The organism is Bradyrhizobium nivariense (assembly GCF_029846695.2).
Taxonomy (GTDB): Bacteria; Pseudomonadota; Alphaproteobacteria; order Rhizobiales; family Xanthobacteraceae; genus Bradyrhizobium.
The window spans coordinates 198,318-220,721 of record NZ_JARWCR020000002.1 but is presented as its reverse complement, the minus strand read 5'-3'; the positions used below and the strand labels follow the sequence as shown (position 1 = coordinate 220,721).

Here is a 22,404-nt window from a genome sequence, read left to right as displayed (position 1 = left end):
CCGTGTCAGAGCCGCATCACGCTGCGCTCGAGGTCCGTCAGGGCGCCCGCCGCGCGGAAGCGCGCCGGCGGTTCGGGATAGATGCGCGGCTGCTGAATGTAGGTTGCCGTGTACAGCAGGCGGCTGCGATCCGACTGGATCCGGCTTCCCATGTGCAGGCAGCGGGCCGTGTTGACGATGAAGCACGACAGGCGCGGCGCGATCATTTCCTTGACCGCGTCGGGACCGGTCTTGGCGAACACCCGCGCGTCGCTCATGTGGCTCTTGAGCGTGTTGCGGAATGACTTCGACGGTCCGGCCGGAATGAAAGTGAACGGGCCGTCGGCGGTGTCCCTCACATCGGTCAGGTAGATGAAGAGCTTGCAGACGCGCTTGTCGTCGTGATCGAGATGCCACAACTGGGAGAAGCTCAACGCCTGGTTCGGACTCGGTTGCGACAACGTCAGCACCACGTCCGACAATTGCGGCAGGTCGTGCATGAAATCGCCGATGATGCGCAGCGCAGCCGGCTGCAGGGCGTTGCGCACGAAGGGATGGTCGGTCGCAAAGGCACCGTTGACGAGGTCCTCGTCCAGCAGGCTGACCCAGAACGATTTGTGCCGTTCCTTCTGCTGGCCGACGAGCTCGTTGAGGCGGTTCACCTTGCCGTCGGCGAACGACGCGACGGCTTCCGCCAGGCTGCGATCGACCAGCGCGGACACGTCGACGTAACCGTCCTCGTCGAGCTTGCGGCTCGCCTCGGCCCATTCGGGCTTGGTCGGAAGCTGCTTCAGGAGCGCGACACGCTTGGCGCGTGCCGGCAATTGCAGACTGGTCAGGGCCGCCTTGAGCACCCATCCGAGATCGGTGCGGTTGACGTGCCACAACAGGCGGCGGAACTGGCTGATCTTCGCCTTCTTCGGCGCAGGCCGATCAGCCGTCGTGTTGATGGTTGTCATGTGGGCTCCCAGCAATACAAAAAGCCATCATTGTGGATCGTCGGCGCGAACGGCATCCGTTCACGTGCCAAAATGCGGACGCGGCCCTGCCGCTCGTAATCGTCGAGCGTCGAGAACAGCTTCGTCTGGTAGTCAACTGAGCGGATGTAGAGGAAGCTGACGATATCGCGCGGACTCGACAGATTCAGCAGCTCCGTCGTCGGCTCGATGTTGATGATGCGCTTGGGCCTCGCCGCGATGATATTGTCCACCACCTTGCGCACGTCGTAAGGAATCTGCTCGATGCAGAAATAGGTGAAGACGACCTGATCCCTGACGGCGGAATAGTTTGCGTCGTTGCCGTCGGTCAGATCAATCCTGTCGAGCGATATCCGGTCTGACAGGCCATAATGCGCCGCGATCTCGCGGCCCGCGGCGATGCCGTTCGGTGCGATGTCGAAGCCGCGCAGCTTCCAGTCGGGATGGTTGAGGTGAAGCGACAGCAGATTGACGCCGCAGCCCGCGCCGAGCTCGACGATCTCCGTGGCGCCGCCGGTGTGCCGCGCGAGCAGTTCGCCGAGAGCTCTGGCGCGATAGCGGTAATAGTCATCGGCCGCGACCCTGCAGATCCGATTGTCGACCTTGCGAAGATCCCGCGCGCGATTGTTCGGGACCAGGAATTCGTCGATGCTTGCAGCCGTTGTCCAGGCCTTTTCCGACAGGGTTCGCTGCCAGTGCGTCAGATTGTACTCGGAATCAACGACGTCGGCAGTGCGCTTGATACGGCGCATTGCGAGACGGCCGATGCTCCTGGCCGCATCGAGCGCATAGGTCGCCGTCTTGTCCGACAACGACGCCGGAGCGAAACTTGTGATGACGGCTTTCGTGTCTGTCGCGTGGATGTTCATTCAACTGCTTTTGGATGTCAGTCCCATCAGTTGTCCGACCGCGGGAAATACAGTCCGGTGCCGCTTTTCGAGGACCAGGAAGTATTGGAGCGCCCAGGTGATCAGACAGAAAACCATGGAACCGAGCGCGAGCTTTAGCACGCTGTCGAACTGAATGTAACCTGCAATTATTGCTAGAGAAATGCTCGCCAGGACAAGAATTGCGAACTGGGTTCCGACCACCTTCGCGAAGCGATTGCGGTCGAGTTCGAGTGCACTGCGCAACTCCCCAATCTGCCAGGGCAGGATAGCGATGCTGCCGATGACCTGGCCAAGAATCAGGGCGCGTTCCGCGAACAGATGCAAGGTCGCGGCGGAGACTACCGCCCAGATCAGAAGCTGGACGGCCATCAGCCGGTTGAGCCGGGCTTGCACCTCGGGCCGCGTCAGGAAGATCAGGCTGCCGATCGCTACGTATTGGGCGCAGATCGGTACCAGGAAGCTCAGGCCCATCCAGAACGCATAGGGGGCAAGAAGAGGACCGATCCAGATGTTCATGATCTCGGGCGAGAGGATCGCGGTCGCGGCAAGCGGCGGCACTACGAACATGGGCATCATGACGAGGCCGAGGTCGCCCAGGCGCTGGAACGACGTTGCGCTGCCGCGCTCATCGAGACGGCTGGCAACGGGAAGCAAGGCGGATGTCAGAAGGCTGACAACGACTTTGGAGACCCGCGACAATCGCACCAGCGCGTCGTAGATGCCGACGGCTTTGGGCCCGAACAGCAATCCGATCAGGAACGGCTGAAGCGGCCCGGAGATGCCGCCCAACAGTTTGCCTTGCAGGAGCAGCAGGCAGCGATGCAGAATATCCTGCCGGATGTCCGGGGTCCACGGCAGCAGTCGCACATGCTTGTGCCGCAGGGCGGCGAACGCGGCAATTCCGATGACGACGGCGCGGGCCACCAGCGTGGCGAGATAGATGTAAGCCACCACTTCAAAGCCTGTCGCCGCCCACGAGGCCGCGAATGTCAGGCCGACATAGGCAGCCGTTGACGTGACCTCCGCGAAGCGGAGCAGGTTGTAGCGCTCGAAGCCTTTGACAATACCTTCCCACACCAGCGCCGGAACGAAGATCAGATTCGCGAGTGCCGTGTAGTGCATGATCCGGGTGAACGTCTCCAGATGTGCGGCGTCAATCCTCATCACGATGACGAGCAGCGGGGTCGCGAGCCAAATGGCGGCGCTCAGGATCAAGGTGAGCGCGATGGAGACCACTCCCAAAAAAGCGATCTGGCGGCTCGCCTGCGTCCAATTGCGGTGCTCTCGCGCGCGCGCGACGATTTGGGTGGCGACCTCGGACAGGCCGAGATCCAGCACCGCCATCATGCTGCCGGGCAGCAGCAGCCGCGAGATCACGATGAGGCCGAACTCGGTCACCCCCCAGGTTCGGATGATCAGTGGAATGACTGCCAGGCCCAGCAAGGCGGCCACGCCGAAGGCAAACGCCGAAATCACCGTATTCTGGATCAGGCGCTTGATCATCGAAGTTTTGCTACCAGGCGCTCAGGCCGCCGTCGACGGCGATGTTCTGACCAGTCACGTAGGACGCGGCATCCGACACCAGGAACAGCATCGTCCCCACCATCTCGTCCGCGCGGGCCATGCGGCCGAGCGGAATGCGGGCAGCATAGCGCGCCTTGAAGGTCTCGTTCTGCCCGCTCTCCACCCCTCCCGGGGTGAGAGTATTGACGCGAACGCCTTTCGCCGCCCAATAGGTCGAGAGGTGCTTGGTCAGTCCGATGACGCCGGCTTTGGAAGCCGTGTAGACCGCAGGCGTGTTGATGGCGCGGCCGAGATATTCGGAGCCTTCGTAGATACGCTGGTCGGGCGCCATCAGGCCGTAGATCGAGGCGGTCTGCACGATGGCGCCGTAGCCGCGCTCAGCCATTCGACCGCCGAAGGCCTGGGCGACGTTGAACATGCCGTCGAGATTGACCGCCATGATCTCCCGCCAGGTCGCCAATGAAAACTGCTCGACCGGCGCGAAGAAGGCGTCGACGTCGCGGGTCTTGCTCGCGGCGTTGTTGAGCAGGATCGAGACCGGTCCGAGGTCGGCTTCGATCGCATCGGCCGTGTTGCGGACGGAGCTGGGCTCGGTGATGTCGCAGCCATAACCCCTGGCGCGGACGGCATGGCGTGACGTGACGTCGGCTGCCGCCGCATCGGTCGCGGCCTGGTCGAGATCGACAATCGCGACATTGGCGCCGAACTCGGCGAGGCCTTCGGCGAAGCGACGGCCGAGGATGCCGCAGCCGCCGGTGACGACGGCCGTGCGGCCGGTGAGATCGAACAGAGCCTTGAAGCTCGTGGTCATTGTTTAAGCCCCCTCAGGCCGGCAGTCGCTGGCGCAGCAACAGCTCCACCAACGCAAAGTCGAGATCGGAATCGATGTCGATCGAGCGTTCTTCCGGCATCTCGAACAGGCGCGTGTCTGGATAGAATACCGCAGGCTGCGCCAGGAACGGCGCGACGCGCCAGACATAGATCGACGCGTTCATGTCGAAGCAACGCGGCGCATCCTGCCGGCGCGTGATTGGAGGATTGGCGGATTTGGAGAGGCCAACGCTGCCATCGGTGCGCTGCTCGACCAGGTTGAAATAGGGCGAGCGGCGCGCCGGCGCGCCGGTGATGACATTGCGGGTGCCGCTCTCGCGCAGCAGTGCCACCGCACCGGCGATGTCGGAGGCAAGCCTGAGCGGTGAGGTGACGTCGAGATCGACGAAGATCTCGGGCGTCTTGCCTGTTTGCGCGATGGCCTGCTCGAGACAATGGCGGATCGCCGGCAGCTTCGGTGCGGTATCGGTCGCCATCTCGTCCGGACGCTTCACGGCGATGTCGGCGCCGGCCTTCAGCGCCGCGTCGAGCAGAGCGTCAGAATCACTGCTGAAGGCGATCGCGTCGAACAGGCCGGTCTCGCGCGCCTGCTCGATGCTCCACGCGAGCACAGGCTTGCCCAGGAGATCGCGCGCATTCTTGCCGACAACCCCTTTCGAGCCACCTCGCGCGCAGATCGTGCAGAAGAGACTCATGGCGATATCCAGGTCTTGGTGCGCAGAGCGCGCTCGCTGGCATCGATCAGATGTACGACGCCGAGCGCCTCGGGCAGAGAGCAGGCCGGGCTCGCGCCACGCATCGCCGCGACATGCATGTCGCGATAGGTTTGGTCGCGCTCGCTGGGGATCTCCGTCGCCTTGCCGTTGACCGCAAGACGGTTGCCGACGAGATCGGCCTCGATGGTGTCGTCGTCGACGTTGACGCGAATGCGGCGGATTCCCTGACGGTCGAGATAGTCCATGTGGACGTGGACCGATGGCGCCCGCTGCATATCGAGCAGCAGGTCGAGGTGGTCGTCGACGTCGATATCGCGCGCGCCGGACGCGCCGCCGAGCGCTGCGACGCGATGCCACGGTCCGAACAGCCACAAGAGATAATCCAGTTCGTGGCTGAGATCCCGCAGCACGCCGCCCCCGGCGTCAGCCGTGGCGGATGCAGTCGCTCGATGATCGCGGCCGGGGCGCCAGTCCCTGATGTCCTGGCCGACATAGGCGGCGACCGTGATCACTTCGCGCCCACGTAATCTTTCGGCCAGCGCCGTCATCACGGGGTGAAAGCGCAGATTGTATCCAACGCTGACATGGGAAAACGGATATTTCGGCGGCGGTGCCGGTGTTGCGAATAGCGGTTTTTCGACAAGGACTTTGCCATGGAAGCCGGCCTGCGCGAGCTCTTGCAGATCGTCCGCATGGCGCGCCGTCTCGGTGGCGATCACTGTATAGTCCGGATGCGCGCCGGCGACGGCCTGCGCGATCGACCCGTAGTCGCCGCCTTCGCGGCGGCTGACGGTCGCGACCCGAAGGCCAAGCTCGCGCAGGACGCGTGCATGCCTTGTGCCGATCGAGCCGAGGCCAACCACGACGGCGCTAGTCGATGTCACGGGAAGACCTCGTGAAACTCCGCATGCGCTTGCTCGAAATCCTCCAGGCGGCCGATGTCGAGCCAGTATTCGCGGATCGGATAGACCGCGACGCGTCCCTTGCCGGCGATCACGCGCTCCAGCACGGTCGGCATATCGATCCTGACGCCGGGCGCGACATGGCTAAAGACGGAGCTGCCGATCACATAGATGCCGGCACTGACGAACCAGCTCTCGGTCGGCTTCTCGCGGATGGCATCGAGAAAGCCCTCCGACGTGGAAACCACGCCATAAGGTACGTGCACCTTGTGCTCGCGCACGGCCATCGTCGCTTCCGCCGGTGTTCCGTTGTGGAAGTCGAGAAGAGCCCGGTAGTTTATCGTCGTGAGAATGTCGCCGTTGGTGACGATCATCGGCAGAGCCGGCGGCGTCGGGAAGAGCCCGAGCGCGCCTGCGGTCCCCAGGCGTTCCGTTTCGTGCACGTACTGGATACTGGCGCCGAAGGCGGTGCCGTCGGCAAAGTAGTCTTTGATTGTCTCGGCCTTGTAGTTGACCGAGATGAAGATGTTGCCAAAACCCTGCTGCACGACGTTGCGGACGATCGTCTCGAGCAACGGCCGGCCGCCGACATTGAGCATCGGCTTCGGCACCTCGCGCGTCAGCGCGCCCAGGCGTTCGCCAAGGCCGCCCGCCATGATCAGGACCGGATTGGGATAATGGCTCGGTTCGAGCAATTCATCGAGCGTCTCGACCAAGACCAGATGGCCGCCCTCGTCGACGAGCGGAAGCTGCTTGATCGACTTCTGTCGCATCAGCTGCAGGCGATCCTCGCGCGGCAGCGTCGCAGGAGCCGACACCGGCGCACGGCTCATGATGTCGGTCGCAAGTCCGGCGAGCGGGATGCCGCGCAGCAGGCCGCGCCTCACGTCACCGTCGGTGACCACGCCGAGTAGGCGATTCTGGTCGTCGAGCACGAGCGCAATCTGAATGCTTCCGCTCTCGATGGCGGCAATGGCCTCGCCCACGGTCGCCTGCGTTCCAACGACGGCCTTACGCCAGGATTTCATGGCAATCTGCCTCGTATACGCCGGATGTCGGGGGCCGCCCACGGCTTAGGTCTGCTATATCGCGGCTGCGAGACGCGGCGTCAACCCCAACCGCGTTTCCTCGGGCAGCCCCGTTAACCTCAGCTTTTCGCGGTCCAAATCAACGGTTTGAAGACCCGCCCTCCGGCCGCTAAGATTGTCCCGCGCAGGGGAATCGGCATGGACGATCTCATCATCATAGGCGGCGGCGAGCATGCCTTCATGGTCTACGAGGCGGCGCTGTTGTCCGGCCAGTTCAAGGTTGTCGGCTTCCTCGATCGCCAGCCCGCAGCACTGGGCGGCATCAGCTATCTTGGAACCGACGACGCTGCGCCGAAGTATCCGGATGCGGCGTTCGTGATGGGGATCGGAACGATGCAGGCGGGGCCCGCGCGCCGGCAGATGATCGGTCGCATGCAGGTCAAGCGCTGGGCGTCCGTGATTCATCCGCGCGCGATCGTCTCGCCCTCAGCCGGGATCGGTGCAGGCACCGTCATCATGCCGGGCGCGATCGTCAATGCGCGAAGCCGGATCGGCAATCACTGCATCATCAATTCCGCCGTTGTCGTCGAGCATGACGTGCGGATCGGCGACTGCACGCATCTGTCGCCGGGAACGGTGGTCGGCGGCGGTGCAGAGATCGGCGCGAACTGCTTCCTCGGTCTCGGCAGCCGGGTCAGGGACCACATCGCGATCGGCGACGACACGCTGGTTGCGATGGGATCGGTGGTCACGGCCCGATGCCCGCCGGGGTCTGTCCTTCGCGGCATTCCGGCAAAGCCGAAAGGTTAGACCGGATCGTCCGGCTCGAGCGCGCGCGGCGCCGCCGTCCCGATCAGCGACCAGTAGTCGATCGGCGGCCGGCCCGCGCCGGGCCGCTTGGCGGTGATATCGGCCGGGCCGATGGTCTCGCCGGCCTTCAGCGCACGCGCCGCCACGATGCTCTTGCGCGCGACCGGAACGTTCCTGATCTCGGACTCCTTCGGCGCCTTCACGCCGTCGCCGAGTGCACGCTCCACGTTGCGGATGGCCGCAACCATTTGCTGGAAGTCGTCCGGTTCCAGCGAGGCCGCGTGGTCGGGGCCCGTGGCATTGCGGTCGAGCGTCAGGTGCTTTTCGATTGTTGTGGCACCGAGCGCGACCGCGGCCACTGAAACCTCGAAGCCGTCGGTGTGATCGGAATAGCCGACCGGGAGCAGGAACGCGGAGCGCATTGTCGCCAATGCGGCGAGGTTCACATCCGCGATGGGGCAGGGATATTCGGTCGTGCAATGGAGCAGGCTGACGTGCCGCGCGAGCGCTGTTCGTGCCGCCGGATCGCGCCAGGCCGCTCGGAAGGAGGCAATGCCGGGCGGATCATTGCGCTGGCCGTAGCCATGAGCCAGTACGCCGAGCGCTTCCTCGATCTCGCCGAGCGTCGCCATGCCGGTCGACAGGATCAGCGTCGCGCCGGCCTCCGCCGCCGCATGCAGCAGCGGCGCATTGGTGAGATCGCCAGATCCGATCTTGATGCGCGGCAGTTTCAGCGACAGCAGGAAAGCGAGCGAAGCGTCGTCGAACGGTGTCGACAGGAACTCGATGCCGCGCTCCTTGGCGCGCGCGATCAGCGTGTGGTGCGCGGCTTGCGGCAGCTCCAGCCGTTCCAGCATGGCAAGCTGGCTCTCCGCGGCGTTCGTCGTGCGCTGCTGATACTCGGCCTTCTTCGCCGCATCGCCCGCCAATGCCTTCGCATTGAAGGTCTGGAACTTGACGATGTCGGCGCCGGCGTCGGCGGCCGCGTCGACCAGCGCCAGCGCCTTTTCCAGGCTGCCGTCATGATTGACGCCGGCTTCCGCGATGATCAGCGTGTGCGTCGTCATGGCCGCGCTCCACTTGCCGGAAGTTCGTAAAAGCCCTTCGCCAGAAGCTGCCTGAAATCGGGGATGCCGGCGACGATGTCGGCAAATCGCCGGCTGGATTCGCCGTCGCCGTAAGGGTTGACGGTGGCTTGAGGGCCGCGCTGGAGCCCCGCCGAGATGGCGGCTTCTATCGAATCGCGCTTGGGCGCTGCGTGAAATACCGAGGCCGCACCTTCACGTCCCTTCTGACGATCGCCGATATCGATCGTGGGAACTCCGAAGGAGGGCGCTTCGAGCACGCCGCTCGAGGAATTGCCGATCACCAGGTCCACCTGGCTCATCAGGCTGAGATAGCGAAGCTGCCCGAGCGAGGCGACCGCGATCGTGTTCGGCCGGCCAGCCGCAAAAGCCTCGATCCGGGCGTTCAATGCGCGGCCCTCGGCATCGGCGTTGGCGAGGGTGAACACGAAACGAAAGGCGGGATCGAGCGTCGACAGTGCCGCGAACAACTCGTCCAGTTCGGCCACCGAGCGCCCGGCCTCGACCGTGACGGGGTGGAACGTGATCAGCGCATTGCGCTCGCCGAGCGGCATCCCGACCGCGCGGCCGATGCCGTCGCGGTCCATCAGGACGAGATGCTTGATGGCGTCGATGCCGACCGAGCCGATGGTGTGAATGCGCGACGGATGCTCGCCGAGCTGAATCAGCCGCTGCGTCGAGCCCCGATTGCTGGTGAAATGCAGATGCGACATCTTGCTGATGGCGTGACGAATGGACTCGTCGACTGCGCCCTCGGTAACGTCGCCGCCGAACAGATGCGCCATCGGCAGCCGCATGAACATCGCCGCCTGCGCGGCCGCGAACATCTCGAAGCGGTCGCCGAGGACGACCACGAGATCCGGTCCCAGCCGCGTGAAAGCATCGGCAAAGCCGATTACACCGAGCCCGACGGATTTCGCGACGCCGGCCCCGGTGTCGCTGCTGAGCAGCGTCTCGACACGCTCGTCGACCTCGAACCCCTCGTCGCGGATGGCGTTGAAGGTGTAGCCGAACTCCGGTGCGAGATGCATGCCGGTGGCGACGAGCTGAAGTGTCAACCCGGGCGTCTCGCGGATTGCTCGCATCGGCCAGACCAGCAGCCCGAAATCAGCGCGGCTGCCGGTGACGAAGCAGATTTTTCGCGCAACGCTACTCATCGCGGACCCTGATGCTGGCGCTGCTGGGCAGGTTGATCAACCGGCGTTCGATGGACTCGGCGGCTGAGAGGTCGCCGCGCGGATTTTGCGCGAACATCGGCAGCTTGTGCATCAAGGTCCAGGCCGGCCGCGCGCCGAAGCCGGCGTCGTTGAGCGCGGCGAGCAGGTCGTCGCGCCGACCGGAATGGGCTTCGTCAAGCAGGATTGCATTCAGCCAGTAGTTGCTCGTCGTGTCCTTCGGCTCGCGCGAGAATCGGATCCCGGGAATATCCGCGAAGGCGCGCTGATAGGCTGCAGCTAACTTGCGCTTGCTCGCAAGAAAGCCCTCGAGCTGCTCGAGCTGGGCGCAACCGAGCGCCGCGTTCAGGTTGGGCAGGCGATAGTTGAAGCCGATCTCGTCATGCACGAACGCCCATTTGTGCGGTAGCTTCGCGGTGGTGGTGAGATGCTTGGCGCGGCGTCCCAGTTCCTCGTCATTGGTGAGGATGGCGCCGCCGCCGCCGGTGGTGACGATCTTGTTGCCGTTGAAGCTCAGCGCCGCGAGCCGCGTCTGCGATCCGACCGCGTGCCCCTTGTAGGTCGAGCCTAGCGATTCTGCGGCGTCCTCCACCAGCGCAATGCCCCAGTCGCGGGCGGTCGCGGCAATCTCGTCGAGCTCGACCGGATGCCCGAACGTGTGCATCGGCGTGATCGCGGCGATGCGGCGTCCAGTCTCGCGATTGACCGCCCCCTTGGCGGTTCGCTCGGCGATCTCGTCGAGCCGCGTGGCGAGCGCGCGCGCATCCATGCCGAGCGTGACGAGCGAGCTATCGACGAAATGCGGCGTTGCGCCGCAATAGGCGATCGCATTGGTCGTCGCGATGAAAGTCAGCGCCGGCGAAATGACCTCGTCGCCGGGCTCGACGCCGGCGAGGCGGAAGCAGGCATGCAGTGCGGCCGTGCCGTTGACGACGGCCACTGCGCGCCTGGCGCCGGTGACCTCCTCCAGCATGCGCTCGAACCGATCGACGAACGGCCCGACCGAGGAGACGAAGGTGCTCTTGATGCATTCTTCGAGATAGGCGATCTCGTTGCCGGCAAACACCGGCTCGTGCAGGCCGAGGATTCCGTTGGGCGTTCCGACGGCGCGCTGTACGGCATCGACGATCGTCTTTGGTTCGAAGTCTGACCTGGTCACTGGACTGTCCACTATCGCCTCAGACGTTGTAGACGTCAGCCTTGTAGCGGCTGAGGTTTGCAGGATTGGTGAACCAGTCGACCGTCTTGATCATCCCGCGGCGCATGCCGTCGACACCGCCGAATTCAGGGCTCCAGCCGAGCTGCCGGCGTGCCTTGGAATTGTCGGCCCAGAGCCGTTCGACCTCGCTGTTGGCGGGACGCAGGCGCGCCTCGTCGGTCTCGATTTCGATGGTTGTCCCCATGACATCGGCGATCATCTGCGCGGTCGCGCCGACCGAAATCTCAAAACCGCTGCCGAGATTGATGGTCTGGCCGACGACCTGCTCCGCAGGCGCCGTAAGGCCCGCGATCAGGCCGCGCGCAGTGTCGGTGACGAACGAGAAATCGCGCGTCGGGCTGACGGCACCGAGGCGGATGTTCCGCTTGCCGGTCGCGATCTGGCTGATGATCGTCGGGATCACCGCGCGCGCCGACTGTCGCGGGCCGAAGGTGTTGAATGGGCGGATCACCACGACGGGCATGTCGAACGAGGCCTGGAACGACAGCGCCATCTGGTCGGAGGCGATCTTCGAGGCGGAGTAGGGGGACTGTCCGACCAGCGGATGGCTCTCCTTGATCGGAACGGTCTGCGCCGTGCCGTAGACCTCGCTGGTCGAGGTCTGCACGAAGCGGCGCACGCCGGCCATGCGCGCGGCCTGGAGCACGTTCACGGTGCCGCGCACGTTGGTTTCGACATAGGAGTCGGGCGCGACATAGGAGAACGGGATCGCGATCAGCGCCGCCAGATGCAGCACGTCGGTGCAGCCGCTCGCGGCCGCAATCATGAAGTGCGGATCGCGGATGTCGCCGGCCACGACCTCCACCGACGTCATGATGTCGGCCGGCACCGTGTCGAGCCAGCCCCAGGAGTTGAAGGAGTTGTAATAGACGATCGCCTTGACGCGGGCACCGGCTTTCACCAGTTCCTCGACGACATGCGAACCGATGAAGCCGTCGCTGCCCGTAACGAGGACGCGGGCGTCCCTCAGATCTGCCATGCCGGACCCCAAAGGGCGATTAAGCCAGTGTTCGCAACAAGATGGCGCTATAGCACACTGGCGCTCGCGTGCAACAGAGCACCGTTCGATATCCGCCAAATCCCCAGGGATGCTGCGCTTTTGGGATCTGCGCCTAGGCCTTCGGGGCTGGGGCCAGGCGTTGCTTCACGAATGCTTCCAGATTTCCGCCCTCGAACAGATGGCCCGCAAGGCCTGCGCCCAGCGCCGCCTCCATGTCGCTTTCCTTGTCTCCGATCACCATGCTGCGCGTCATGTCGACTGCGAAACGCTGCGCAAGATCGGTAATCATGCCGGGCGCCGGCTTGCGCCGGTCGCTCGTGCGGCAATAGTGCGCGACGGTGCCGTCGGGGTGATCGGGGCAATATTCGAACGCGTCGATATGTGCGCCGACCAGCGCCATTTGGTCTGCCATCCAGCGGTGCAGGGCGACGACATGATGCTCTTCGTAGTAGCCGCGCGCGACGCCGGATTGATTGGTGATGACGAAGGCGAAGTAGCCGGCGTCGTTGACGGCCTTCACGGCCTCGCGTGCGCCCTCGATCCATTCGAGCTTGTGCGCCTCGAAAGTGTATCCCGAATCGTGGTTGAGCACGCCGTCGCGGTCGAAGAACACGGCCGGCCGGCGCAGTTTCTCCCTCAATTCGCGATCGGCGCGCGCGAAATCATCGGGAATGCCGATGTCGATGAAGTAGCCGCGATAGGCCGTGCCGCGCAGCGCACCGGACTTGACGAGGCCGGGGAACACGTCCTGCTCGAGCGAGGCGGGAAGCGTCGTGATGTCGGCGAGAACGGACCTGTCCACGACGTAGATGCCGGCGTTGACCGGCCCCGTGGCGCCGGCACCCGGAGCGATGAAGTCACGCACCACGTCACCGTCGAGCACAACGCGCCCATAGCGATCGCCGACGACGCCGTCGCGCAGTGCCATATGAACGCGCCCACCCTGCGCGCGCGCGATCAAATCGAGCAGGTTAAAGTCGAACAGCGAGTCGCCGTTGAGCAGCAGGAACCGGTCGTGCAGCAGATCGCGCGCGTGCACGAGCGCGCCGCCGGTGCCGAGCGGCTCGGTCTCGCGCGACACGACGATTCGCGCCTGCCCCCTGGCAGCCGCAGCGTAGTGCGTCTCGACGATCTCCGCCTTGTGGCCCGCAAGCAGGAGAATTTCATCAAACACGCCATAGCGTACGAGCTCGTCGATCAGCGTGTCGAGAAACGGGCGTCCGCCGATATCGAGCATCGGCTTCGGCACCAGTCTGGTGCGGTCGCCGAGCCGGGTGCCGAGGCCGCCGACGAGGATGACGGCCTGTCTCAACATGGAGGGGTTGTTTTGCGACATCGGTCAAGCTGCCGGTGAAAAGCAAGTATCATTCCCAATGTCCATACCGCGACACCGATCCCGGCGCCAGATGCGCTTTCAGCGTGACGGATAATGCCGAAGAGGTCAGCGCTCGCATGGAATGCGAACGACAGCAGTCTGCTTGTTGGCGAACAGCACCTGGAATGGCCGCCCTGCGCGGAGCGACTGGACGAGGGCGGAATCGAGCGGCTCTGTTGGCGGAAAGTAGCTGAGCCGCTCACCGGCATCGAGATGAATCCATTCGATCGTACGAGGATTGATCACGGCGACGAGCTGCCAGGTATCAGTGCCGGTATGGAGCAGACCCTGGATCGTGTATTTATTCGATTCTTCCGTTGCCTCCCTGTCTTGCGGAGCCGTCGCCGATGGCGTCGTCGTCTCCGGCACTTTGGTGGTGCGGACAGGCCGTAGAATCCCACCCAGGACGTCGGCCCTCCGCATCTGGAAATACGTCTCCTGATTGATCTCTTGCAAGAGTGACCGGACGGAGGCGCAGGCTTCGGCAATCCGCTGCGGTCCGCCATTCGGCTCGACGATTGCGGAAATGACAACGCGCGCCTGTCGGGCGGTGCCCTCGTTCAAGGTATCCAGATTCGAGAACACATAGGCAGCCGGAGCACCTGTCAGGGACTGGATTATGCCGAGCGTGTAGGGATCGGACAGCAAGATGCCCTTCTTTAGGTTGCTGTGCACCCAGAGCGCGGCGTCGAGGTCGCTGGCATTATAGTGCGTGATGGCGGCGGCGCCGTTCGGAAGGGCTCCGTAGCTGTAACTCTTGAACATGCCAGCCAGTCCGGCGCGGTCGAGAGCGATGCCCAATCCGACGATCGCCGCGAGCGCGCAGACGTGAATCCATTTCGACCGGATGAGCGTCATCGGCACGAGTGCCACAAGGAGAACCGCTCCCGCGATCTCGGTGGGCCGAAGGAAGTCCTGGTACCGCGCAAAGGGCAGGTCGGGCCGCCAGGTGAAAGTATAGACCGACAGCACGAGGCCGGCAACGAGCAGAGCAACCGTGATTGCCGCCGAACCTCTCCGGCGGAAGGAAGCGGGGGAGGGGTCAATGAGCAACTGGCAGAACGCTTCGGTCGCCGTGACAGTGAGCAGGACCAAGACGATCATGGTGGTGCGATACAGGAACGGAAAGCCTGACAGCACTGCGACGATGAGCGTACAGCCGATCGTCCACGACCACAGCAATTTCGACACGCGTGGGGTTTGAGCAGGGTTGGAAGCAGTGTCGAAAGTAGCGGTGGAGCGATCGATCCACCACCAGGCCATTGCCAGCGCGAGGCAGACGGCGAATAACGGGCCCACGGCCCGTCCGAGTTCGATCACCGCGACTTGCGGGCCGGCGCCGAGGAACAGCTCTTCGCCACTTTCAATTTTTTTCCCAAGCACCAGCCCGGTGATGTGGGAGAACACGATGTTGGCGTTTGCCGCCTGTAGATAGCCGAGGCGCATCGCCACGATACCGCCGAGGATTCCTCCTATGACCAACGGCAGCGCGATGGACAGGGCGCGTAGAATCCTGAGGGTCTGCGCCGGCCGGCGTGATGTCTCGCGCAGGATGAGCAGGTAGCTCAACCAGGCGGCAAGCACGGCGGGGATGAACAGATAGGATCCACGGTGCGCCAGCAGCAGCGTCGCGGGCCATATGCAGCCGACGAAAACGATGCTTGCGCGCCGATTGGCCTTGCCCCGGACCCTGAGCACGAACAGCCCGCCCGCCAGGAGCGCAAGCACCAGCGCGTTGCTGTTGAGCACGAAGGCAACGAGAAGCGAGGTCGCCACGCTCAGGATCAGCAACGCGACCGAGCTCGCCCGGATATCCTCCTTCACATCCTGCCCGGCATTGCCGAGAAGGACACCCAGAAAAGCCACGCTTCCGGCAAGCGCCAGGCTCCCATTCGTCAGCAGCCCGACGCCGTTGCCTGCTGCGGCGAAGAAAAACGCGATCCATTTCCGCCACGGTTCCGCGTAGAGGCCTTCTGCGAAGGCGTAGAAGGCCAGAAGGAAAAACAGAAGCGAGAAGTAGCGGTAGGTCCAACCGAAATGCAGGAGATCGAGGCCTAACGTTCCAGACAACGCGCCTGCCAGCGCCGAGCGAAGGTCGACGTAGGATTGCGACGCGTAAGGGTTGATGACGCCACTGTCGGCGTATTCCTGCGCCGTCTTCATCCAGTGAACGTCGGCGCCGATGTCCGAGTAAGGGAAGTCGGAAAACGCACCGAACGTCCACCACCACGTCATGAGCGCGATCGGCAGTGACAACAGGCCCCACAGCACGATCTGTCCGGCGTCGTCGCTGCGCGGGCGCCAGACCGGCCAGGTCCACGCCAGTCCGAAGGCGGACAGCACAATCGCGATCGCCAGATGAAGCCGGATGTCACCAACCGCAACCGAGCAGATTCCGAGGAGAATGCCCACGGCGGAGGCGCCGATTGCATATCCCAGCACGACGAACTGGACCTTTGTCAGCCGGCTCGTCTTGATCAGTTCCATCGGTGCGATCGCCAAGATAGAGAGACCTGTGCCGAGCTGAATCAGGAAGAACACGAACGTCAGAAGAAATGTACTCATCCACATTGCAACATCTCTAAAGCTCTTCCGGCTCAGCCAGGCAGCTGTATAGGACAGGCCGGCCTCGACGCGACGAATGACTTCCGGTCATTTCGGATGGTGCGTTGTGCAGGGTTTCCGAAGGCCCGGCACAGCTCTATTCACAGTTGCTTCCGCGTGCGGCTGAGCGTAAACATCCGTCGAATTGTGCGGGGTTTTTAGCATGCGGGCGAGAACATCCGGGCGCAATTTCCACTATCCGCCGGCCAATCCGGCATGATTGTTGCCCTCCCGCCGAGTTTCGCCGCATGCCCGGTGAATTGCAGATTAGCGAGGTCGTCGCAAGGGGCTATCCGCCTGCGGTGCTCTACCTGCGTAACGACGAGACCGTCACGACGGAAGTCTGTGCGTTCAACTACTTCTCGGTTTTCCTGAAGGATAATCCGGAGGTGGATGCCCATGTCTGGTTCTTCGACGGGGCGGGAAAGCCGGTTGGATATTTCCACAAGGAACTCGGCGTCAACGGACAATTGCAATTGCAGACGTCGGAGCTGTGCCCGCACGTGTCGGGAACGGTGGCGATGTCACTAGTACCGAAACACGAGACCAAGCTCCGCCCCGGGCGGAAGGTGACCACCGGCTATTACGCACAATATTTCTCGCAGCATGGCGCGGTAACATTGTCGCACGAGCGCGAGCCGGTCGCGGCAGCGCCGTTCCCGACTTCCGCCTGGATGCAGTCCTATCTCACGCGCTTCCTGAAGGAGTCTGGCGCGGTGCTCGTGAACTCCTGCATGGCGTCCGAAGGCGCTTCGGTGGGGACGGCCAGACTCATGGCTCTGAACGGCACCGCATTGGGCGAGCGCGCGCTTCCGGAAATCGCGCCGATGGGCGCGGTCCGCATCAGCACGCTGGATCTCTTCCCCGAGGCCGAACGACTGGTCGGCGCGAGCGAGGGTTTTGCCCTGGAGTTCAAGGGCACGAACATCGCCAGTCCGTTCAGCTACTATGAATTTGCCAACGGCAAGTTCAGCTTGCACCATTTTTAGGGGCCGCGTCCGTGACACGTTTCTCGTCCAGTCCTTGGAAGCCTTACGAGCCCAGATTCATGTTTCCGACTTTTGCGGGTGTCGAGTCGCGCATGGGTTTCTCGATTCCCGCCTGGTATCGTCCGGTAGACATCAGGTATCTGCGCAGCCTCATCGCCGGCAGCCTGCGCAAGAACTTTCGCGAGACGGTCAAGGATCTCGTGCCCGAGCTTGCCAGCCTGGTCGCCTCGGGCTTCAGCAAGAGGCTCAGGTTCAAGCTGCACATCCTGTCGCGCCAGGGGGACTACCGGGCGACCTACGAGTTCCCGGAAAACTATGCTCCGGGCGCCACCGTCGAGGTCGAGCTGTCGCGTCTCTTCGCGACACTCAAGCTGCCGCAGGACGACTATGTGGTCATCGCCGTGATGTCGCGCGGACGCATGGACGGCTTCCGTTCCTCGCCTGCCAGCTATTCGATGACCTATGTCGATCAGGACAATGTCGCGATCTACCGCACCGGCGCGTTTGCCCGGCCCTTGAACGAGGGCAGGCTCAAGGCGCATGTCGGCTTCACCGGGATCAATCCGAAGATCATTGCGACCAGCGACATCGTCAGCAGCCTGATGCTGATCAATCACTCGTCCGATCCCGAATATGCTCATGCGGCGCGGCCGACGTCGAAGCTGATCCGCGAGGACGGCGAGCACATCGAGGGCGACTTCGGTGAGATTCCGCCGCTCGGTGCGCGCGAGATGTCGGTTGTCGACATGTTCGGCAGCGGCGTTTTCGATTTCCTCAAGCCGTTCGGCGGTCGGGGGACGACGGTCACCACCTGCACCGGGGTCACGCTCGCGAGCCTGCATTTGCAGCGCACGAACGACAACCGGCGGACGCTGCTGGGCATCGAGCACTCGCGCCCCGCGCACATGAACCTCGCCGGCATTTTGCAGCACTAGATGGACAATCAATTGTCGGAGCGTGGGTCAATGCTGTCATCGTCCGGCGGTCTTGGCCGATTGCTGAATTTCAACGATCGCATGAAGACCCCTTCCCTCGGCCTCGTGCTGGGGTTCTGGGGAATCTCGAACGTTTTGGTCATCGCCTGGTGGTGGGCAGACATATCCGACAGGTTTCTGCCGGGAGCGCTGCGGTATGCCGGAATAACCTTCTTCGTGGGCGCATCGCTCGCTCCGCTGGTGCTGCTCTTCAAGGTCAGAAGGAAGTTCTTCAATCCGGTCGTGCTGGGGTTGCTCGTCAGTTGTTGTCTCGCGCTGTCCATCACCGCGCACGAAGCCAATCTGCTGCGCGAGCGGCTGCAATTCAGCCTCGATCACGAGCGCGAGTTTGCCCATGTCGATGCCGTCGAAGGCGTCATCCGGCCGTTGATTGCCAGGATCACCGAGGCTTACGTCCAGATCCTCGGCGACGACCACACCCGAGGAGGCTCGACGTTCCATACCCATATCGTCGTCAACTACGTGTTCGATTCCCTGTCGTTTCTTGCGGTGTTCGCGCTGGCGACATTGCTGCTTTCGCCGACCGCGACGTGGCTATGTCTGCTAACCTTTGCGTTCTACACGCAGATCGCGATTTACCCGGGACGCATGGGCCCCGTCTTTATCGCGGGCGGATTGTTCTGGCAGCTCTTTCTGCTGGTGTCGCGTCGATATCCCGCGGCGATCATCTCAGGGCTGATCATCAGTTTCGGGCGGACCGATGTCGTGTTCGCCTCGGCGTTCGTCCTTCTGAGCCTCGCGGCTTTTGAGCGACGATGGCCAACGCCGAAGGAATGGGCCTTGTTCGGCCTGCTCGTCGGCATTTCGATGGCGGTGCCGAAGATGCTCATCTGGATGCATCCCGGTACGGATTTCAAATCATTCCTGATCACTCATGGCGACTACTTCAGCAAGCTCGTCGGTAACCTCTTGACCATGAAGCTTGCGGTTGCGATCGCCAGCCCCGTGCTTGCAATCGCGGTCGTGCGGACGTTTGCGCTGACCCGGACGATCGCCGTCGTCGTTCCGGCTGCCCTGGTCCACGTGGGAATCGTCTTTCTGATTGCCGATTTTTCCGAGACGCGACTGATCATACCTTCGCTGGGTGCGCTCGCTTTCGTCGCCAGCGAAGCACTCGGAAAGGCACTGGAAGCGGATGACGCTTGCCGGGACGAGACCTCCGCGTAGCACGCCTTTCGGCCACTCTGCCCCTAAGGACTCGGTCAAAAATTGACGCGTTCGCGCTCGACGACGATCGGCCGCCGCCGGACCTGGTTGAAGATCGCGACGATGTACTCGCCGAGCACGCCGAGGAAGAAGAGCTGCACGCCGCCGAAGAAGAACAGGCCGATGACGATCGTGGGGATGCCGCGCGGGCCGATGTCGAAGCCCGCGATCTTGAGCAGGAACACGATGAACGCGTAGGCGAAGCTCAGCGATGAGATGATCAGCCCGAAGAAGAATGCCGAGCGCAGCGGCACGGTGGAAAAGCTGATCGCGCCGAGCAGCCCCTGGTCAATCAGGCTCGACAGCCGGTTGCGTGATATGCCGTGCTTTCGTGCGAGCCAGGTGTAGGGCACGCCGATCGAGCGGAAGCCGCATTCGAACGGCATCATCCGCATGAAGGGCTGGACGTCCTCGAACTGCTTCATGGCGTCGAGCACCTTGCGGTCGACCAGCTGGTAGTCGCCGACGTCGGCAGGATAGTCGACATAGGACATCCGGCTGATCATCTTGTAGTACAAGTGCCGCGCCGTGCGGCTCAGGAACGGCTCCTCGCGCCGCGCCCGGATACCGAACACGATCTCGTAGCCGTCCTCCCAATGCTTCACGAAGGTCGGGATCAGCGCCGGCGGGTCCTGCAAATCGGCCGGCAGGAACAGCACCGTGGCGTCGCCGGTGGAGGCCAGCACCCCGTTGTAAGTGTTCCTGAGCACGCCGAAATTCCGGGCGTTCACGATGACCTTGACCGAGGGGTCCTGGGCCGCGATTTCCTTCAGGATCTCGACCGTCCGGTCGGTCGAGGCGTTGTCGCAGAAGATGTGCTCGCGCTCGTAGCCTGGAAGCTCCCGATCGAAGATGTCCTTGACCACGGCGTAGCACTCACGGATGCCCGCCTCCTCGTTGTAGCAGGGGGTCACAAGGCTGATCTTCTTCGGCATCACTCCTCCAGGCGTCCCATCGAAAGAGATCTGTCCCGCGCGGCTTGGAATCCGGCGGATGGCGGCCGCCCGAGGCGGGTTGGCGCGCCGGTGGTGGGGTTGCCATCTTTCAATCGTTTCTTTAGCAGGTAAGCCGACAACTTCAACCGCTCCCAGAGTGGGGCGGCACGGGCCAGATATTGTTGACAAGATTGGTCTATTCGTTCTGATGTGACGTTTTCTGCTGGATGGGTATGAGCATGAAGGCCGTGATTCTGGCGGGCGGCTTCGGGACACGCATCACCGAAGAGAGCCACGTCAAGCCGAAACCCATGATCGAGATCGGCGGCAAGCCGATCCTGTGGCACATCATGAAGATGTTCTCGTCGCATGGCATCGACGAGTTCATCATCTGCTGCGGCTACAAATCCTATGTCATCAAGGAATACTTCGCGAACTACTTCCTGCACATGGCGGACGTGACGTTCGACCTCGCCAACAATTCGATGGAAGTGCACAACAAGTTCGCCGAGCACTGGAAGGTGACGCTGGTCGACACCGGTCTCAACACCATGACCGGCGGACGGCTCAGGCGCGTCAGGGACTATGTCGGCAACGAGACGTTCTGCATGACCTATGGCGACGGCCTCGCGGACGTCGATATCGGCGCGCTGCGGGCGTTTCATCAGGCCCATGGGCGTCATGCGACGGTTACCGCGATCCAGCCGCCGGCGCGGTTTGGTGCGCTCGACATCGGCGACGACGTGGTCCGGCAGTTCGAGGAGAAGCCGCGTGGAGACGGCCGCTGGATCAATGGCGGCTTCTTCGTGCTGGAGCCCGCGATCTTCGACTATCTCGGCGACGACGCCACCATCTGGGAACAGGAGCCGCTCAGGCGCCTGTCGCAGGACGGGCAGCTTGCGGCCTACCGTCACGCCGGCTTCTGGGAGGCGATGGACACGCTGCGGGACAAGCTGCACCTCGAACAGCTCTGGGACAGTGGGCAGGCGCCCTGGAAGAGCTGGCCATGAACGCCGGTTTCTGGACGGGCAAGCGCGTTCTCGTCACCGGGCATACCGGTTTCAAGGGTGGCTGGCTGGTCGCGTGGCTGCGCCATCTCGGCGCCGAGGTCGCGGGTCTCGCGCTGCCGCCTGCGACCACACCGAACCTGTTCGATCTGGCGCAGACCGAGCGGGATATCGTATCGGTCTTCGCCGACATCCGCGACCCCGCTGCCGTCAAGGCGGCATTCGACCGATTCCAGCCCGAGATCGTCTTCCACATGGCGGCGCAGGCGATCGTGCGAGCGTCCTACGAGGATCCGGTCGGCACCTACGCCACCAACGTGATGGGCACGGTGCACGTGTTCGAGGCGGTGCGGAATTCGGGCGTGCGCGTGCTGGTCAACGTCACCAGCGACAAATGCTACGACAACAAGGAATGGGTGTGGGGCTACCGCGAGACCGATCCGCTCGGCGGCAAGGATCCCTATTCCAACAGCAAGGCCTGCGCGGAACTGGTGACGCAGGCCTACCGGTCGTCATTCTTTAGTGGAACCAGCCGGATAGGATTTGCCAGCGCCCGGGCCGGCAACGTGATCGGCGGCGGCGACTGGGCGCAGGACCGCCTGATTCCCGACGTGATCGCGGCGATCCGCAGCCGCCAGCCGGTGCCGGTCAGGAATCCCGAGGCCGTGCGGCCGTGGCAACATGTGCTCGAGCCGCTGTCGGGCTATCTTCTGCTCGCCGAGCACCTATGGCGAGACCCGGCTGCGTTCTCCAGCGAATGGAATTTTGGTCCCGATGCCGACAGCGTGCGCACCGTGCGCTGGCTGGTCGACCGCCTGGCTGTGCTCTGGGGTGTTCCGCCGCAGCAGATGCCGCAGCCGGGACAGCATCCGCATGAGGCGCGACTGCTGTCGCTGGACAGCTCCAAGGCCCGGGCTCATCTGGGGTGGGCGCCGCGCTGGGACCTCGATCGTGCGGCATCCGCCGTGGTGGAATGGTACAAGGCGTTCGAGGAGGGCGCCGCGATCAGACCGGTGATGGTTGACCAGATCGATGCTTTCATGAACACCAAGCGGGATCAGAGCATGATCCGGAAAAGTGTGTAGCGGTTTTCCGAAAAGATCATGCTCAAACAATAGGCTTTCTTTCTCTCGGCCCGTTTGGGCCGCAAACTGGAT

Annotated in this window: 20 protein-coding genes; 6 read left to right on the top strand and 14 right to left on the bottom strand. The window is 63.4% G+C overall.

Annotated features, from left to right (window positions below; genetic code table 11):
* Nucleotides 1-5: 5 nt before the first annotated feature.
* Genes QCM77_RS02915 through QCM77_RS02885 form a run of 7 tightly spaced genes read right to left on the bottom strand, consistent with a single transcriptional unit; the run spans nucleotide 6 to nucleotide 6,847 of the window.
* Entirely contained in the window at nucleotides 6-938 is a 933-nt protein-coding gene (locus tag QCM77_RS02915) for a phytanoyl-CoA dioxygenase family protein (RefSeq protein WP_279681912.1), read from the bottom strand.
* The gene (locus QCM77_RS02910; RefSeq protein ID WP_279681910.1) at nucleotides 935-1,825 is read right to left on the bottom strand and encodes a class I SAM-dependent methyltransferase; all 891 of its coding nucleotides are present in this window, start codon (nucleotides 1,823-1,825) and stop codon (nucleotides 935-937) included. Before QCM77_RS02910 ends, QCM77_RS02915 begins: the two co-directional genes overlap by 4 nt.
* On the bottom strand, nucleotides 1,826-3,349 hold the full coding sequence (locus QCM77_RS02905; protein WP_279663036.1) for an MATE family efflux transporter: 1,524 nt from the start codon (nucleotides 3,347-3,349) through the stop codon (nucleotides 1,826-1,828).
* Nucleotides 3,350-3,359: 10 nt separating this feature from the next.
* A complete protein-coding gene (locus QCM77_RS02900) occupies nucleotides 3,360-4,181 on the bottom strand; it encodes an SDR family oxidoreductase (protein WP_279663037.1) in 822 nt (273 codons plus the stop codon).
* Between the two features lie 13 nt (nucleotides 4,182-4,194).
* Nucleotides 4,195-4,896: an acylneuraminate cytidylyltransferase family protein gene (locus QCM77_RS02895; RefSeq protein WP_279681909.1), complete on the bottom strand. Its 702-nt coding sequence runs from the start codon at nucleotides 4,894-4,896 to the stop codon at nucleotides 4,195-4,197.
* Nucleotides 4,893-5,801 carry a Gfo/Idh/MocA family protein gene (locus tag QCM77_RS02890; protein ID WP_279681908.1) on the bottom strand — a complete coding sequence of 303 codons (909 nt, stop codon included), beginning with the start codon at nucleotides 5,799-5,801 and terminating at the stop codon, nucleotides 4,893-4,895. Before QCM77_RS02890 ends, QCM77_RS02895 begins: the two co-directional genes overlap by 4 nt.
* Nucleotides 5,798-6,847 carry a nucleotidyltransferase family protein gene (locus tag QCM77_RS02885; protein WP_279681907.1) on the bottom strand — a complete coding sequence of 350 codons (1,050 nt, stop codon included), beginning with the start codon at nucleotides 6,845-6,847 and terminating at the stop codon, nucleotides 5,798-5,800. Before QCM77_RS02885 ends, QCM77_RS02890 begins: the two co-directional genes overlap by 4 nt.
* A 198-nt stretch (nucleotides 6,848-7,045) precedes the next feature.
* On the opposite strand from QCM77_RS02885, the gene QCM77_RS02880 reads away from it, so the two are divergent.
* Nucleotides 7,046-7,657: an acetyltransferase gene (locus QCM77_RS02880; RefSeq protein WP_279681905.1), complete on the top strand. Its 612-nt coding sequence runs from the start codon at nucleotides 7,046-7,048 to the stop codon at nucleotides 7,655-7,657.
* Here QCM77_RS02880 and neuB read toward each other — a convergent pair.
* From neuB to QCM77_RS02850, 6 genes are all read right to left on the bottom strand, one after another.
* Nucleotides 7,654-8,724: an N-acetylneuraminate synthase gene (gene neuB / locus QCM77_RS02875; RefSeq protein WP_279681904.1), complete on the bottom strand. Its 1,071-nt coding sequence runs from the start codon at nucleotides 8,722-8,724 to the stop codon at nucleotides 7,654-7,656. The two genes, QCM77_RS02880 and neuB, sit on opposite strands and share 4 nt — an antisense overlap.
* Nucleotides 8,721-9,899, bottom strand: coding sequence for a UDP-N-acetylglucosamine 2-epimerase (neuC, locus tag QCM77_RS02870; protein ID WP_279681903.1), 1,179 nt, complete (start codon nucleotides 9,897-9,899; stop codon nucleotides 8,721-8,723). Before neuC ends, neuB begins: the two co-directional genes overlap by 4 nt.
* Entirely contained in the window at nucleotides 9,892-11,076 is a 1,185-nt protein-coding gene (locus tag QCM77_RS02865; protein ID WP_279681902.1) for a LegC family aminotransferase, read from the bottom strand. Before QCM77_RS02865 ends, neuC begins: the two co-directional genes overlap by 8 nt.
* 19 nt (nucleotides 11,077-11,095) lie before the next feature.
* On the bottom strand, nucleotides 11,096-12,115 hold the full coding sequence (locus tag QCM77_RS02860; protein ID WP_279681901.1) for an NAD-dependent 4,6-dehydratase LegB: 1,020 nt from the start codon (nucleotides 12,113-12,115) through the stop codon (nucleotides 11,096-11,098).
* Between the two features lie 133 nt (nucleotides 12,116-12,248).
* Nucleotides 12,249-13,451 carry an HAD-IIIA family hydrolase gene (locus tag QCM77_RS02855; RefSeq protein WP_279681899.1) on the bottom strand — a complete coding sequence of 401 codons (1,203 nt, stop codon included), beginning with the start codon at nucleotides 13,449-13,451 and terminating at the stop codon, nucleotides 12,249-12,251.
* Nucleotides 13,452-13,577: 126 nt separating this feature from the next.
* Nucleotides 13,578-16,076 carry a hypothetical protein gene (locus QCM77_RS02850; RefSeq protein WP_279681897.1) on the bottom strand — a complete coding sequence of 833 codons (2,499 nt, stop codon included), beginning with the start codon at nucleotides 16,074-16,076 and terminating at the stop codon, nucleotides 13,578-13,580.
* A gap of 287 nt (nucleotides 16,077-16,363) precedes the next feature.
* Between QCM77_RS02850 and QCM77_RS02845 the strand changes: the two genes are divergently transcribed.
* The 3 genes from QCM77_RS02845 to QCM77_RS02835 are packed head-to-tail and all read left to right on the top strand — an operon-like array spanning nucleotide 16,364 to nucleotide 19,266.
* A complete protein-coding gene (locus QCM77_RS02845) occupies nucleotides 16,364-17,104 on the top strand; it encodes a hypothetical protein (RefSeq protein ID WP_279681896.1) in 741 nt (246 codons plus the stop codon).
* Nucleotides 17,105-17,163: 59 nt separating this feature from the next.
* On the top strand, nucleotides 17,164-18,039 hold the full coding sequence (locus QCM77_RS02840) for a hypothetical protein (RefSeq protein WP_279681894.1): 876 nt from the start codon (nucleotides 17,164-17,166) through the stop codon (nucleotides 18,037-18,039).
* Between the two features lie 30 nt (nucleotides 18,040-18,069).
* Nucleotides 18,070-19,266, top strand: a complete 1,197-nt coding sequence (locus QCM77_RS02835; protein WP_279681893.1) for a hypothetical protein — start codon at nucleotides 18,070-18,072, stop codon at nucleotides 19,264-19,266.
* A gap of 35 nt (nucleotides 19,267-19,301) precedes the next feature.
* Here QCM77_RS02835 and QCM77_RS02830 read toward each other — a convergent pair whose 3' ends face one another.
* Complete coding sequence (locus tag QCM77_RS02830) at nucleotides 19,302-20,240, bottom strand: glycosyltransferase family 2 protein (protein ID WP_279681891.1); 939 nt, start codon at nucleotides 20,238-20,240, stop codon at nucleotides 19,302-19,304.
* A 239-nt stretch (nucleotides 20,241-20,479) separates the two neighbouring features.
* Here QCM77_RS02830 and rfbF point away from each other — a divergent pair, with 239 nt between their 5' ends.
* Nucleotides 20,480-21,250 carry a glucose-1-phosphate cytidylyltransferase gene (gene rfbF, locus QCM77_RS02825; protein ID WP_279681889.1) on the top strand — a complete coding sequence of 257 codons (771 nt, stop codon included), beginning with the start codon at nucleotides 20,480-20,482 and terminating at the stop codon, nucleotides 21,248-21,250.
* Nucleotides 21,247-22,332, top strand: coding sequence for a CDP-glucose 4,6-dehydratase (rfbG, locus tag QCM77_RS02820; protein WP_279681887.1), 1,086 nt, complete (start codon nucleotides 21,247-21,249; stop codon nucleotides 22,330-22,332). The genes rfbF and rfbG overlap by 4 nt, the downstream gene beginning before the upstream one ends.
* Nucleotides 22,333-22,404: the final 72 nt, after the last annotated feature.